13 protein-coding genes are annotated in these 13,125 nt (G+C 65.7%); 9 read left to right on the forward strand and 4 right to left on the reverse strand.

Annotation, left to right across the window (positions count from 1 at the left end):
* Positions 1-41 precede the first annotated feature (41 nt).
* Positions 42-818, forward strand: a complete 777-nt coding sequence (locus F0185_RS28750; protein ID WP_167230861.1) for a hypothetical protein — start codon at positions 42-44, stop codon at positions 816-818.
* Positions 815-2,227: a hypothetical protein gene (locus tag F0185_RS28755; RefSeq protein ID WP_167230863.1), complete on the forward strand. Its 1,413-nt coding sequence runs from the start codon at positions 815-817 to the stop codon at positions 2,225-2,227. Before F0185_RS28750 ends, F0185_RS28755 begins: the two co-directional genes overlap by 4 nt.
* A 2-nt stretch (positions 2,228-2,229) precedes the next feature.
* On the opposite strand, the gene F0185_RS28760 is transcribed toward F0185_RS28755, so the two are convergent.
* Entirely contained in the window at positions 2,230-3,570 is a 1,341-nt protein-coding gene (locus F0185_RS28760; protein WP_167230865.1) for a DUF3422 family protein, read from the reverse strand.
* 24 nt (positions 3,571-3,594) lie between these two features.
* Complete coding sequence (gene greB, locus F0185_RS28765; protein WP_167230868.1) at positions 3,595-4,158, reverse strand: transcription elongation factor GreB; 564 nt, start codon at positions 4,156-4,158, stop codon at positions 3,595-3,597.
* A gap of 98 nt (positions 4,159-4,256) precedes the next feature.
* Between greB and F0185_RS28770 the strand changes: the two genes are divergently transcribed.
* The 3 genes from F0185_RS28770 (at position 4,257) to F0185_RS28780 (ending at position 6,691) form a co-directional block, all read left to right on the forward strand.
* Positions 4,257-4,850 carry a hypothetical protein gene (locus F0185_RS28770; protein WP_167230871.1) on the forward strand — a complete coding sequence of 198 codons (594 nt, stop codon included), beginning with the start codon at positions 4,257-4,259 and terminating at the stop codon, positions 4,848-4,850.
* A gap of 249 nt (positions 4,851-5,099) precedes the next feature.
* The gene (locus tag F0185_RS35040) at positions 5,100-5,858 is read left to right on the forward strand and encodes a PEP-CTERM sorting domain-containing protein (protein WP_229477246.1); all 759 of its coding nucleotides are present in this window, start codon (positions 5,100-5,102) and stop codon (positions 5,856-5,858) included.
* A gap of 71 nt (positions 5,859-5,929) precedes the next feature.
* Positions 5,930-6,691, forward strand: coding sequence for a PEP-CTERM sorting domain-containing protein (locus F0185_RS28780; protein WP_167230874.1), 762 nt, complete (start codon positions 5,930-5,932; stop codon positions 6,689-6,691).
* 236 nt (positions 6,692-6,927) lie between these two features.
* Here F0185_RS28780 and F0185_RS28785 read toward each other — a convergent pair whose 3' ends face one another.
* The gene (locus tag F0185_RS28785; protein WP_167230877.1) at positions 6,928-8,472 is read right to left on the reverse strand and encodes an alpha/beta hydrolase family protein; all 1,545 of its coding nucleotides are present in this window, start codon (positions 8,470-8,472) and stop codon (positions 6,928-6,930) included.
* 163 nt (positions 8,473-8,635) lie between these two features.
* Between F0185_RS28785 and F0185_RS28790 the strand changes: the two genes are divergently transcribed.
* From F0185_RS28790 to F0185_RS35045, 4 genes are all read left to right on the forward strand, one after another.
* On the forward strand, positions 8,636-9,292 hold the full coding sequence (locus F0185_RS28790) for a response regulator (RefSeq protein WP_167230879.1): 657 nt from the start codon (positions 8,636-8,638) through the stop codon (positions 9,290-9,292).
* Positions 9,289-10,623, forward strand: coding sequence for an ATP-binding protein (locus F0185_RS28795; protein WP_167230882.1), 1,335 nt, complete (start codon positions 9,289-9,291; stop codon positions 10,621-10,623). Before F0185_RS28790 ends, F0185_RS28795 begins: the two co-directional genes overlap by 4 nt.
* A 119-nt stretch (positions 10,624-10,742) precedes the next feature.
* A complete protein-coding gene (locus F0185_RS34500; protein WP_229477247.1) occupies positions 10,743-11,507 on the forward strand; it encodes a PEP-CTERM sorting domain-containing protein in 765 nt (254 codons plus the stop codon).
* 71 nt (positions 11,508-11,578) lie between these two features.
* Positions 11,579-12,349 carry a PEP-CTERM sorting domain-containing protein gene (locus tag F0185_RS35045; RefSeq protein WP_229477248.1) on the forward strand — a complete coding sequence of 257 codons (771 nt, stop codon included), beginning with the start codon at positions 11,579-11,581 and terminating at the stop codon, positions 12,347-12,349.
* A 31-nt stretch (positions 12,350-12,380) separates the two neighbouring features.
* On the opposite strand, the gene F0185_RS28810 is transcribed toward F0185_RS35045, so the two are convergent.
* The gene (locus tag F0185_RS28810) at positions 12,381-13,100 is read right to left on the reverse strand and encodes a phosphodiester glycosidase family protein (RefSeq protein WP_167230888.1); all 720 of its coding nucleotides are present in this window, start codon (positions 13,098-13,100) and stop codon (positions 12,381-12,383) included.
* Positions 13,101-13,125 lie beyond the last annotated feature (25 nt).

Here is a 13,125-nt window from a genome sequence, read left to right on the forward strand (position 1 = left end):
GTGTTAATCTTTACAATCTTGCTAACTTTTCATGCCGCTCCATGGGATATCGCCGTTTTTTTCACACACTGCCCTTCTGGCTGGCCCTCGCACTGAGCGGGGCGGCCAGCGCCGTCGAGCGCACCGAGACAGTCGAATGCGACTTGCCGGACGGTAGCGGCTTCGTGCTGCAAGCAAAGCATGACTGGGCGATGCCAGGAGACTTCAGCGGCCGCCGCGGCAACCGCGACGACCAGCAGGACTTCACGGTGGATTACCGCGCACGCGGCAGCGCCAGGCTGGTGAGCACGGGCGCCAGCCTGGCCTATCGCCCGCTGGGGGAAGGCACCAACCTGGAACTGCTGTGCTCCCGCCTGGGCCTGCATCAAGGCCAGCCGGGCACGGGGTCTTCCCTGCGCATGCCGGGTGAACAGCGCTTTTGGGTGCCGGCCCGCACCGGCAAGGCCGGGTTCGACACGGCCGAACAACAGCGGATCGACGCCCTGCTGTCCCAGCGCGGCCTGCATCTGATGGGCAGCCACGGCACCCTGGCCATGCGCCAGGGCAAGCTGGTGCAGGAGTTACCCCTGTACGCCGCCGACGCTCCCGGCTGCACCGCACAGGACGCCCTGCAATGTCCGGTCGGCGCCGTGCTGCGCCTGACTTCAGGCGACCGCGGCGACACCTGGCAGGCGGCCAGCATCGAGAGCACGCCCTATTTTTTCAAGACCGGCGTCGCGTTCGCCCGGCAAGCCGGCCTTGCCCGCCCTTCCGCACGCAGCCTGAGCAATTACCGCAACCGCGACGACAACGACGCCAAACCGTCCGAAAAACCATGACCGACCGTCTGCACCGCATCAAAACCACCCTTGCCGCCGCGCTGGTGCTGGCCCTGCATGCGCCCTCCGGCTTTGCCCGCGAGCGCCTCGAATGCGTGCTGCCCCAGGGCGGCCGGATTGTGATGGAAGCACACTGCAAAGCGCCGCCCGGCGTGCGGGGGCAAAAATGCGCCGACCGCTACGATACCCGCTACCTGCCGGCCGGCGGCGGCGCAGCGCTCGATTTGGGCAAGACAGACCTGAAAAACGCGGACCACGCAGCCACGCCCGCAAGCATGTGCGCCAGGTTCTATGCCAGCGGTGATGCGGTCCATGTGCCGCCCACCTACGACGGGCAGTACCGCAGTATCGTCAAGGGCCAGATCGTGGCCTTGACAGCGCAGCGCCGTGGCGACGAAGCGGTCCAAACAGAGGCCAATCGCAACGCCGCACCGGAAGTGTTGACGTATACCGGCTATCAACGCGTCGCTGCACTCGGCACCACATGGATGCTGGAAGAAGCATTCACGCGCCGCTACCGGGGCTACTACGCGGGCGCCGGCATGGAGAGCGCTCCACTGTCGCACGTGGTGCGGATGCAGTCGACCGATGAAGGAGTGAGCTGGAGCGAGCCGGTCATCAGCAAGACATCCAGATTGTTCACCATCGGCAAATCGGCGCTGGACCAGCCCGATGCCGCCAGGCCCGCCTTCGCCCCGGACGAAGACCGGCGCCGCGACCGGCGCGCCCGGCTGGCACAGGGCACGCCGATGCTGATACGTTGCCGCCTGCCCGATCAATCCGAGTTTGTTCTCACCGGCAAGCAGTCGAGTGACGACGAAGTCAAGCGCGAATGGGGCGGCGCGAGGTCGATGTTCATGCCGCTGGTCTCGATCGCCTATGTCGCCGCACCCGGCACGGCCGCCATCGAGGTAGAGCCGGAGCTGTCCCTGCTGTCCTTCATGGCGAACGTTCCGCGTCCCAAGCGCGACGAGCACTGCGGCAGCGCCGGCATCGCCAACGGCGTCCCCTACATCGGCATCAGCATGCTCGACCAACAGCGCAAGCACTTTAGCCGCTTGACGTATCCGGACAAGATCTGGTATCCCGGCACGCTGCCGCGCCAGGCTGCGCAGGCGCTCGCGCGCAGCAAGCAGGTGTGGGGGAAAGGGGTTGAGCCCTTGGTCGCGGCGACCCGGCGCGGCAAGGTACTGGCGCTGGAATACCCGGTCGTGCCTGACGGCTGCGGCGGCGGCGATCCGCACCACGTCAGGCCGCCCGTGTGCACCGTCAGCGCCGTACTGCGCAGCGAATCGGACGACGATGGCATGACCTGGTCCGACCTGGCCTTCTCAACGACGTCCTGGATCTTCGCCCCCGGCCAGCCGGTTGACCAGCAGCCGGGGCGCGCCACACTGGCCGGCGAATAAGTTCAGCGGCTCACATGGTGATGCATGCGCCGCAGTCCCAGCCAGACGATGGCCAGCATCACCGGCATGGCCGCGCCGGTCAGCATGTCGGGATTGAGCGGCACCCCGGCCGCCTTCATGGCCTTGCCCGCATACGCGATCAGCCCGATCGAGTAGTAGGAAATGGCCACCACCGACAAGCCCTCGACCGCCTGCTGCAAGCGCAACTGCTGGGCCGCGCGGGCGTTGAGCGACTCGAGGATGCGGCGGTTCTGCTGCTCCTGCACGATGCCCACGCGCGTGCGCAGCAAGTCGTTGCTGCGCCCGATGCGCTCGGCCAGCGCCTGCTGGCGCCGCTCGGTCGACTCGCACGTGTTCATCGCCGGGGCCAGGCGCCGGTCCATGAATTCGCGGATGGTCGGCACGCCCGGAATGCGCGTTTCGCGCAACTCCTCGATGCGCGCCTGCACCAGCCGGTAATACGCTTTTGACGCGGCGAAGCGGTAACTGTTTTCCAGCGCCAGCTTTTCCATGCGCGCCGCCAGCACCGTGATTTTGTGCAGCAACTCGCGCTCGTCGTCAGGCGCGTCGGGGATGCCGGCGACCGCGTCCGATACCCCATCGCCGGCGTCGCTCATGCCCGCGGACAAACGTGCCAGCTCGGCTTCGATGCCGTTGAGCACCGGCGCCGCCTGCTGCGCCTGCGGCAAGCCGAGCAGCGCCATCATGCGGTAGGTTTCGATTTCCAGCACCCGCTGCACCAGGCGTCCGGCCTGCTGGTACTGCATGCCCAGGTCCTGGATCACCACCCGGCCGAAGCCGTCCGGCGCAATCGCGAAATCGGTCCACACCTTGGCGAAATTCTGGCTGTCGCAGCCGACCAGCAGGTTGCCGGCAAACACATGGCGCATCTCGGTCAGCGAAGCGCTCACTTGCTGCAGGCTGACGTGGGTGGCGGCCATCACCTTGCCTTCCAGGCCCAGCAGCCACTCATCGGGAATATGCCGCAGCGGCGCCTGGTCGAACGCGTGCTCGGCCGCGACCGGGTGGGCGCGCTGTTCGGCGAAGGTGTAGGTCGAAAATTCGGTGTGCGATTCCCATTGCAGGCGAAAACTGCCGAAATCGTGGAAGAAATAGCGCGCTTCCGGATGCGGCGATGCTACCCCGAAATGCTGGCACAGGCCGGCCAGCAACTGGTTTTGCGACGCCAGCTGGTGCGCCTCGGCATCGTCCTCGTGGCGCGCGTACACCGCCAGGTGGGTCAGCGTCTCGGGACCGTTCAGGCGCAGCGAGGGGCGCGAATGGACTTCGGCGGCCAGCGGTATTCGCAGTGCGTGGTTGAAAGTGGCGTGGGAAATCGACATCGGCAACTCGCTAAAAATGAAAAATCAGTCCGCGACGGGCGCCGGATAATGCACGCTTAGCACTTCCAGCTCGTCGGGGCCGAGCGGCGTTTGCAGGGTGATCAGGTCGCCTTCGCGCGCCTTGGTCAGCGCGCGCGCCACCGGCGAGACCCAGCTGATCTTGCCGTTCAGCGGGTCGAGCTCGTCGATGCCGACGATGGTGACCGTGTGTTCCTCGCCCGCGCTGTTGGCGTAAGTGACGGTGGCGCCGAAAAAGACCTGGTCGTTGCCGAATTGCACGCTCGGATCGACCACGGCGGCCGAATCCATGCGCTTGGTCAGGAAGCGGATGCGCCCGTCGATCTGGCGCAGGCGCCGCTTGCCGTAGATGTAGTCGCCGTTCTCGGAGCGGTCGCCGTTGGAGGCGGCCCAGTGCACCACCTTGACCACCTCGGGCCGCTCGACGTCGATCAGTTGCAGCAGTTCATCCTTGATGCGCTGGTAGCCGGCCGGCGTGATGTAATTCTTGGCGCCCACGGGAATGGCTTGCGCAAGCGCAATGGCTTCCTCGTCGTCATTATCGGATTCTTTGACAAATGCTTTATTCATGCGTTCCATTGTAATGGCCCACGCGCATCCTGTCCGGGCGATACCTTTTCGGGGGCGCCCATCCTTTTCACGTATCATGAAACATCACAGGGAGGACCATGACTCGACCCACGCGCACCCGCTCGCGCCTGCTTGCACCATTGCTGTACCTGGCGGCGCTGATCCTGCTGCTGGAAGAATGGCTGTGGGACACCGGCAAGCGCCTTGGCGCGGCCATCGCGCGCTGGCCGCTGGTGCGCGGGCTCGATGCGCGCATCCGGGCGCTGCCGCCGTACGCGGCCCTGTGCGCATTCGTGCTGCCCGCCATCCTGCTGTTTCCGGTGAAATTGCTGGCCCTGCTTGCGATTGCCAACGGCCACGTGGTGAGCGGGGTGCTGGCGATGGTGCTGGCCAAGATCGGCGGCGCGGCGGCGGTCACGCGGCTGTACGCGCTGACCCTGCCCAGCCTGCTGACCCTGGCCTGGTTCGCGCGCTGGCATGGCGTGTTCATGGCCTTCAAGGATAAATGGGTGGGCGCCCTCAAGCGCACGCTGGCCTACCAGCGCACCAGCCGCAGCGTGCTGGGCCTGCGCGCGCGCCTGCGCCGGGCTTTGGCGGCCTGGCGCCGGCGCTCCCGGGGCGGACGCCACAGCCTGCGCCCGACCCGCATCCTGCGCCGTTTCGCGGCCATGTGGCGCGCGCGGCGCCGTTAACTTCCTCACAACTGCCTGACAACTCGCTGGCCGGTGCGCTGCTGCCGGTGTTGCCCCCCGTATCCACAGCGCTCGCGCCCTGCGGCCATGCCTCAGCCGCCGCCGCGCCCTCCCGATCGCACCATTTTGCAACAGTTATTGCCCTCGCTTGGCATCCAAAACATATTGACATATCACTATGTATTAAATGTCATGTATTCTGATCAATAGTTTGTCTCAATTCGTCAGTCAATTTCTCATAAGGCAGCTATGCACCCGCACGTCAACAAAATTTCCCTTTATGCACTCTGCGCCCTGGCCGCCATGTGCTCGTCCGCCCATGCGGCGACCAGCACGGCGAAAGCGAGCATCGAACAATTCCATATCGAACTGGTCGACCTGGACTTGACCGATGGCGTGACTCCCTCCCTCTTCTTCACCCAGCAGTCCTGGGGCGTCGACTCTGTCGGGGACGCTCAGCGCCAGGTCTACACAGTACAGGGCAAGACCTCGATCACGACCAGCTTCGGAGCGACCGGCGGCAGCGCTTCCGACAGCACCCTGTCGTCTTCGGCCAGTGTCAATCATCCGGCCGTCAAGGATGGCAAGTCCCACCAGTACACCACGAACAGTTACCGCATCACGAATTTCACCCTCAGTCCCCATACCCAAATGATCATTACCGCGCTGGGCAGCGTGTCCGAAAACCGCCTGGGTGTGTTCGACTCCTCGGTCGCCCGCATCGCCATGCGCGGCAAGTTGCTGGACGAATCCGGCGACTGGGTCGATTCGTTCAGCAAAAGCTACCAGACCGATGCCGGCTCGACCACGCTGCGCATGTACGCATCGCTGAGCACGGACGAATTTGTACGTAGCGGCAATTTCGACGTGGTGACGCAAGCGACGCTTGCCGGGCAGATCAGTAGCGTGCCCGAACCGTCGGCCTATGCAATGCTGCTCGCTGGCACAGTTTTAGTGGGCGCCATGGCGCGCCGCCGACGCCGTACACCTGCCTGCAACGCCGCGTGAGCGCCAGCGCCACGAAACATTCACGCCCGCTCGCCGCGACCGGGCATCGCCTTCCACACAGAAAGACCGCTATGTTTTCCCATCCATGCACGATCGCCGCCGCCCTGTTTACCGCCGGCATGTTGGCGTACGCACCGGCCCATGCGGGTCACGGCAAGGCTTCTGCCAGCCTGAGCAATATCCAGTTCGAACTGATCGACCTCGACCTGACCGACAATATCACGCCGAGCATCACGTTTTCGCGCAAGAGCGCCAGCGAATCGGTCCTCATCCGCAGCGGCAGCGACAACGCCCAGGGCAGCTCGTCGGGTTTCAAGAGCATCAGCCGGAGCGTTCCGGATGCCACGGTCAGCGCCGGCGCCACCCCCACCAGCCTGCAGGTCGGCGCGCAGGCGGACGTGGTCGAAGCGAACCTGAACGCGACCGCCACCGCCTCGCAGACGATGAGCTTCGTCCTGTCGCCATCGACCCGGCTGTCGTTCTCGGCACAAGCCGATACGGTGCTGGAGAACGAAGGCATCATGCTGGCATGGTCGAGCGCGACCCTGGGCGCCAGTATGGATATGCTGATCAATGGGGTATTCGGCAACGAGACCGTCAGCATGACTCTGCGCAACACCAAAGGCGAGCGCAGCCGATTCCTGTTCGGCTCGGTGGACACGGGGGCGTCGATCGGCCGCGGCAGCCTGACCGCCAGCACCACTGCGCGTTTCATTAACGCCTTGAGCATGGCGCCGCTGGCGTCGCCGGTACCTGAACCGGCAAGCTACGCCATGCTGGCGGCCGGCCTGCTGGTGATCGGCGCGGCGCGCGGGAAAGCGCGCAAGGCTTGAACGGAGGGGGGGCGCGCCCCCCTTGCCAGCGAAGAGCTGAAATTTGCCGGGGATGCGCGCCGTGGCCGGTACGCCTGGCTGCGGCAAGCTGTCTCGTTTTGCTGTCTCATCTTGTCTCATCTTGTCTCGTTTTTTCGGCGAGCAAGGAGCGAGGGGACATGAGACAAAAGCAGACAGAATGCGACGAAACGAGACGCCCGAACGAGACAGTTTGCCGCACGCGGGCGGGCATCATGCTAGAAGCGGCTGAAGAAATCGCGCGCCGCCACTTCGCACGCCACGTTGGCCATGAAACCATGGTAATTGTCGGCCGTGCCCGGATCGCCGCCGCTGTCGATGACCGCCTGTTTGATGGCGGCAAAGATATTTTTCGGGCGTGCATACGGATCGTTCGCGCCAGCCGGCGAATCGACGTCGAGCAGCTGCGCCGTGCCGCCGTGGGCCTTGAAATAGGCGTGCGTCAGGCGCGCATGGTCGAAGCCGACTTCCGGATCGCCATTGCCGCCACACAGCAACATCGGCGCCGTCGGCGTCCAGGTGCGCAAGTCGTTCTTGAGCCAGGCGGCGCGCATCGGATTGGCCGGCGTACAGGCCAGCGGCGCCAACGCCGACGTCACCGGGCAGGGATGGGCGGCGATATCGGCCAGCACGCGGCCCAGGTAGCCGGCGGTCATCAGGCTTTGCGCCGGGGTGCCGAATTGCGCCCGGCGCGCGTCATCGAGGCCGGCGTAATTGGCCATCTCCGTACTCAGGAAATACGGCGGAAATTTGCCATCGGCCACCAGCGTCGTCCACATCCTGCTCGATGGCAACAGGGTTTCCATCGCCCCGGCGTAGGTCGGGGAATACACCTCGGCCGGCGCCGCATACAGATTGCCGTAGGCTTTTTGCCAGGCCGTTATCTGCATCACCAGCTGGAGCTGGGTCGAGAAAGAAAACGCGCCGGGCTGGTCGAGCAGGCCGGGCGTCGCCAGCGCCTCGTAGTCCAGGCTCTCGGCATAGCTGCCGCTTTGCGGCGCCGACGCGGTCACCTTGATGGCGGCCGCCTGCATGGCGCGGTGGGTTGCCATGGCAACGTAGCCCCCTTCGGAATAGCCAGTGATAAACAGCTTGCCATTCTCCGCTACCGGACGGGACAGCCCTGCCAGCGCCGTGCGCGCGGCTGCCAGCGCGTCGATCATGTCTTTCGACTGCTGCTCGGCAATATGGTGCGGATGGTAGTTCAAGGCCGAGCTGTCGTAGCCGGCATAGTTGGGGGCGACCACGATGTAGCCCTGGGCCGCATACAGCGCCGCCGGCGTGCTGGCCCGGCCCGCGCCCTCGTTGTCCGGGTCCGCGATGGCGGCCATGTTCAGCTTGCGCTGGAAGGAACTGCCATGCCCGTACAGCACCAGCGGACGGGCGCCAGCGCAGGCCGGATCGGCACCGCTCGGCACCATCAGCGCGGCCGATGCCGTGGTCGCCTCGCCCGCCGCCCCCACCGTGTTGTACGCAATCTGCAAAAAATCGATGCCGCATTTGGGTGCGCCGGCCACCACCAGCAATTGCGAGCCGAATTTGTTGAGCTGCGCGCCGACGCCGGCCACGTCCAGCGACAGCAGGCGCGTCGGCGAATTGCGCAGCAGCGCGCCGCGCCCGCCCGCGTTGTCGTCCCTGGCGGGCTGGGCAGGCTGTGCTGGCGGGGAAGAAGTACCACCGCAGCCTGCCAGCAGGATGGCCAGCGCGGCGCCGGGGAGCAGGCGGGGTAGCGAAAAACGGGTCAAGGGGGTTGCGTGTGGCATCGTGCCTCCGGTAAGTGAGCAAACATGGCCGATCAAGGTCGCATGACCGCCTGGCGACGCAGGCGGCAACGGCATTATGCAAACGCCAACCTTCGGCTTTGCCAAAGACCGGCGCGCGGAGGCCTTTGGCTGGCGTTAAGGTTGAGCTCGGTATAATCGGCCCATGCATCTACTCCTCATTGAAGACGATCTGGACTTTGGGCGCGCCCTGCAAGGCGCCCTCAAAGCCGAAGGCATCAGCAGCGAATGGCTACGCCGCGCCGGCGACGCGCCGCGCTGTTTTCACGACACGGCGTTCGACTGCGTGCTGCTCGACCTGACCTTGCCCGATGGCTGCGGTTTCGACTTGCTGGCGCGCTGGCGCCGGGCCGCCAACGCGGTGCCGGTGATTGTGATGACGGCGCGCTCCGGGCTGGAGGACCGGCTCGCCGGCCTGGACGGCGGCGCCGACGATGTCATCGTCAAGCCCTTCGCCACCGAAGAGCTGATCTCGCGCCTGCGCGCGGTCTTGCGGCGCTACGCGCGCCAGGCCAGCGAGCAATGGACCATCGGCGCGCTGACGATCGAGCCGCGCCGTCATCTGGCGCAGCTCGACGGGCAAGCGCTCAAGCTGTCGCCGCGCGAATTCCAGCTGTTGCTGGAACTGGCGCGCGAACCGGGCGCGGTGGTGGCCAAGGGCGCGCTGTCGCAGCGGCTCGAGCCGCTCGGCGAAGCGGTCGATTTCGCCGCGATTGAAGTGCATATTTCTAACTTGCGCCGCAAGATCGGCGCCGAGCGCATCCACACCGCGCGCGGTATCGGCTACGTGCTGGTGCCATGAGCGCCTGGCCGCGTCCGACCCTGGCGCGGCGCGTGATGCTCGCGCTCGGCATGGCCTTCCTGCTGGTGTGGTGCATGCTGCTGGCCTATGAATACATCCAGTTCAAGCAAGAAACCGAGCAACATTCGGGCCTGCACAAGATCGGAAACGCGCTCTACGCGGCCCTCACCAGGCTCGAGCGCCCGGAGCAGGTGACAACGGCGCTCGCCACCACCGCGACCTGGCTCAACCTGGTGCGCCAGGATGCGAAGCAATTGCCGGGCGAATTGGTGTTCGAGCTACGCGACCAGCGTGGCCGCCTGATCTATTCCTCGCTCGCCCAGGCCAGCCCGGCGCCGCCAGCCGGCGCGGACGGCGCCTTCTGGATTTATCAGCGTGCCGCGCCCGCCTGGTCGCTGCGCATCGCCGAACCCAAACCGGCGCGCACGGCCACCCTGGGCGGCCTGGGACGCGGCCTCATTCCCTACCTGCTCATTTCCCTGCCCTGCGTCTTGTTGCCCTTGTGGCTGGCCGTGCATCAGGGCTTGCGTCCCTTGCGGCTGCTGGCCGAGCGCGTCGCCGCCCGCCGGCGCGACGACCTCTCGCCGATCGGCATGGATCCCAAATACAGCGAGTTGCGCCCGCTGGTGGCGGCCTTCGACGAACTGCTGGCCAGCCTGCGCGGCAAGGCCCAGCGCGAACGCGCCTTCATCGAGGATGCGGCGCACGAACTGCGCACGCCGATGGCGGTGATCTCGACCCAGGCGCACGTCATTGCGCGCGCGGCCGACCCGGCCGCACGCCAGCTGGCACAGGAGCATCTGAACCTGGCCATTGCACGCGCCTCGCACCTGACCGGCCAACTGCTGGAACTGGCCACGCTCGACGAGATGGCCCCCGCGACCATCGAGACAGTCGACGTGGCCGGCTGCGTGCGCCAGTTGCTGGCGCAGCAAATGGGGCGGGCGCTGGCGCGCCGCATGGACCTCTCGCTCGATGCGCCCGACCAGCTGGACTGGCCGGTGGAAGTGGCCGCTTTTCACTCGATCGTCAGCAACCTGCTCGATAACAGCCTGCGCTATGTCCCGCCCGGCGGCTGCGTGCAGGTCGGCCTGCGGCGCGACGGCGCCGACCTGCTGCTGTCGATCGCCGACGACGGACCCGGCATTGCGCCAGACCAGCGCCAGCACATTTTCGAGCGCTTTTACCGCGGGCGCGGACACGACGCCCCAGGCTCCGGCCTGGGCCTGGCGATCGTCAGGCAAGCTTGCGCCCGCATGCGGGGCGAGGTCCGGATCGTCGCCGGCTTGGCCGGCCGGGGCTGCGGCTTCGACGTGCGCTTTTTGGGTTAGGAGCCTGCGCGGCATGGCACGCATGCAGTGTTACATAAAAAGCATTCTGAACAGACAATATGCCATGTATTCTGGTTAACATCCTGCCGATCCACGGCAGCCAACCCCCAAAGGCAAGCATGCACCCGCATTTCAACAAACGCACCCTGTGCGCACTGGCCGCGCTGGCCGCCGCCTGGGCGCCCGCCCAGGCCAACACCAGCACCGCGAGCGCCAGCATCGAGCAATTCCAGTACCGGCTCGTCGATCTCGACCTGAACGATGGCATCGCTCCCTCGATCACCTTCGGCGTGGACACCCGTTGGCTGTCCACCACCGGCGACGGGCAAACCCAGCAAATCAGCGCATCGGGAACGACCTCGATCGTGACGCAGTTCGGCTCGGCCGGCGGCACGCTGTCCGATACCGCCCTGCTCTCGCACGTCAGCCTCGACCATTCCGTGCCTGTGGATAAGCTTCGTCACGAATACAGCAACTATGGCAAGCGCGTCGGCGAGTTCATCCTGAGCCCGAATACCGAGTTGATCTTCACCGCCGTCGGCAAGATCGCGCAGCAACGTGATGGCGGCTTGGAGGGAAGTGACAGTCGTATCGCAATGCGGGCGTATCTTTTGGACGCGAATGGCAAGGAGTATAGACAATTCGACAAGTCCTACGAGGTCAATAACAGAAATGCCTCGGCCACCATCAATCTGTACGGCTCGCTGAGATCGGATGCCACGCAACGCAACGGCCAATTCTCGTTCGACGCCCACACCACCCTGATGGGAGTGACCCCGCCGGTTCCGGAACCGTCCACCTACGCCATGCTGCTGGCCGGCGCCGCCGTGGTGGGCGCCGTGGCGCGCCGCCGCCGCAAGGCCGCCGCGGCCCCGGCCGCATGAACCGGCACCGCCCCAACCATTCCGACCCGGCCGCCACGGCCGGGATGCGCCATCCTCATCGAAAGAATCCCATGCTTGCCCATCCACTCAAGATCGTTGCCGGCCTGCTTGCCGCCGGCCTGCTGGCCTGCGCACCGGCCCATGCCGCGAATGGCAACGCTTCCGCCAGCCTGAAAAACATCAAGTTCCAGCTGATCGACCTCGACCTGACCGACAACATCAGCCCAAGCATTGACTTCTTCAGCACCAGCGCCAGCGGCTACCTCAGCTTCTTCTCTTCCGACCCCGGCATCGACGAGACCGGTTATTCGAACCGCTTCGAGACCGTCAACAAGCCGTTCACTTACGGCGGCGCCAGCACGCACAACGGGCCGACCAGCATGCGTTCCGACATGCATATCGACACGCCCCTGCCCGTGTGGACCTCTTTCGTCTCCACCAACCAGAGGCTGCACTTTACCTTGTCGCCCTCGACCCGGCTGCTGTTCTCGGCCGAGGCCGAGGTCTTCGTGCAGGACAACGGGATCAAGGACACGGCCGCTAACGCCACCCTGGGCGGCGGTTTCGAAACCACCATCGATGGGGTCAGGGGCTACGAATCGTTCTCCACCACGCTCTCGACCAACGCCGGGGCGCGCAGCGAACTGCTGCAGGGCGTGCTCGATACGGGATCGGCGATCGGGACTGGCGTGCTCGCAGCCGGCACCTCCGCCTCCTTCTACACCGATCAGAACACCTCGCCGGTGCCTGAACCGGAGACGTATGGCATGCTGCTGGCCGGCCTGCTGGTGCTCGGCGGCGTCGCGCGCAGCAAGCGGCGCGACCAGGCACGCCAGGCCTGATCGCCAGGCCCGCCGCGCCCGCCGGGTATAGTTACTCCAGCACGCCGAGTATCGGTCCCAGCGGCGCGGCGCCGTCGGCGCGCCCGAGTGCGCTCGAAAACAGGCTCGAGATCGAGCCATCCAGGTAGAGTGCATTCTTGCAATGCAACGTGTCGCGGAAGTAGGTGGCCAATTCGTGGAAGGTGACCGGTACGTTGCTGATCACAAAAATCGCCTTGCCATCGACCACGCCGACGCCGTTGCGCACGTAGCGCGACGGCGATTCCGGGTCGAAGCGGGGATGCAGTTGGCCATCGATCACCAGCATCGGACCAGACTGGGTCGCCAGGCGCACCTCCACGGCCTTGGCCGCGTACGATGGATAAGCCGACGACTCGACCACCGCCGGCCCGCCCTTGCCCAGCACGAACACCCCGTTCGGCTTCATGAAGAAATTGCCCTTGCCATCATCCAGGTTGAGCAGCGCCAGTTGCTTGCCATTTTCCACATGCAAGCCCACCGGGGCAAACCCCGGATGGTACATGCCGGCGTTGACGCCAAACACCAGGCGCTGCTTGCGCCCTTGCAGCCATTCTTGCAGGCGGGCGAAGCCCTGGAAGGGCTGGCCCGCCTCGTCGTACAGGAACAGGCGCAGGTCTTGGCGCGCCGGGTCGATTGTCACCACCGTGAAACGGGCGTCGGCCGCCTGGCACAGCTGGGCGCACAGGCATGCGCAGATGCACACGAGCAGGGAGAACAGGCGTTTTTTCATGACGCCAGTGTAACGCGTCTCCCGG

This window comes from Massilia rubra (assembly GCF_011682065.1).
Classification (GTDB): domain Bacteria; phylum Pseudomonadota; class Gammaproteobacteria; order Burkholderiales; family Burkholderiaceae_D; genus Telluria_A; species Telluria_A rubra.

Coding starts and splice junctions, on each gene's coding strand:
- F0185_RS28750 (WP_167230861.1), top strand. CDS start 42: ATGGGATATCGCCGTTTTTTTCACACACTGCCCTTCTGGCTGGCCCTC.
- F0185_RS28755 (WP_167230863.1), top strand. CDS start 815: ATGACCGACCGTCTGCACCGCATCAAAACCACCCTTGCCGCCGCGCTG.
- F0185_RS28760 (WP_167230865.1), bottom strand. CDS start 3,570: ATGTCGATTTCCCACGCCACTTTCAACCACGCACTGCGAATACCGCTG.
- greB (WP_167230868.1), bottom strand. CDS start 4,158: ATGAATAAAGCATTTGTCAAAGAATCCGATAATGACGACGAGGAAGCC.
- F0185_RS28770 (WP_167230871.1), top strand. CDS start 4,257: ATGACTCGACCCACGCGCACCCGCTCGCGCCTGCTTGCACCATTGCTG.
- F0185_RS35040 (WP_229477246.1), top strand. CDS start 5,100: ATGCACCCGCACGTCAACAAAATTTCCCTTTATGCACTCTGCGCCCTG.
- F0185_RS28780 (WP_167230874.1), top strand. CDS start 5,930: ATGTTTTCCCATCCATGCACGATCGCCGCCGCCCTGTTTACCGCCGGC.
- F0185_RS28785 (WP_167230877.1), bottom strand. CDS start 8,472: ATGCCACACGCAACCCCCTTGACCCGTTTTTCGCTACCCCGCCTGCTC.
- F0185_RS28790 (WP_167230879.1), top strand. CDS start 8,636: ATGCATCTACTCCTCATTGAAGACGATCTGGACTTTGGGCGCGCCCTG.
- F0185_RS28795 (WP_167230882.1), top strand. CDS start 9,289: ATGAGCGCCTGGCCGCGTCCGACCCTGGCGCGGCGCGTGATGCTCGCG.
- F0185_RS34500 (WP_229477247.1), top strand. CDS start 10,743: ATGCACCCGCATTTCAACAAACGCACCCTGTGCGCACTGGCCGCGCTG.
- F0185_RS35045 (WP_229477248.1), top strand. CDS start 11,579: ATGCTTGCCCATCCACTCAAGATCGTTGCCGGCCTGCTTGCCGCCGGC.
- F0185_RS28810 (WP_167230888.1), bottom strand. CDS start 13,100: ATGAAAAAACGCCTGTTCTCCCTGCTCGTGTGCATCTGCGCATGCCTG.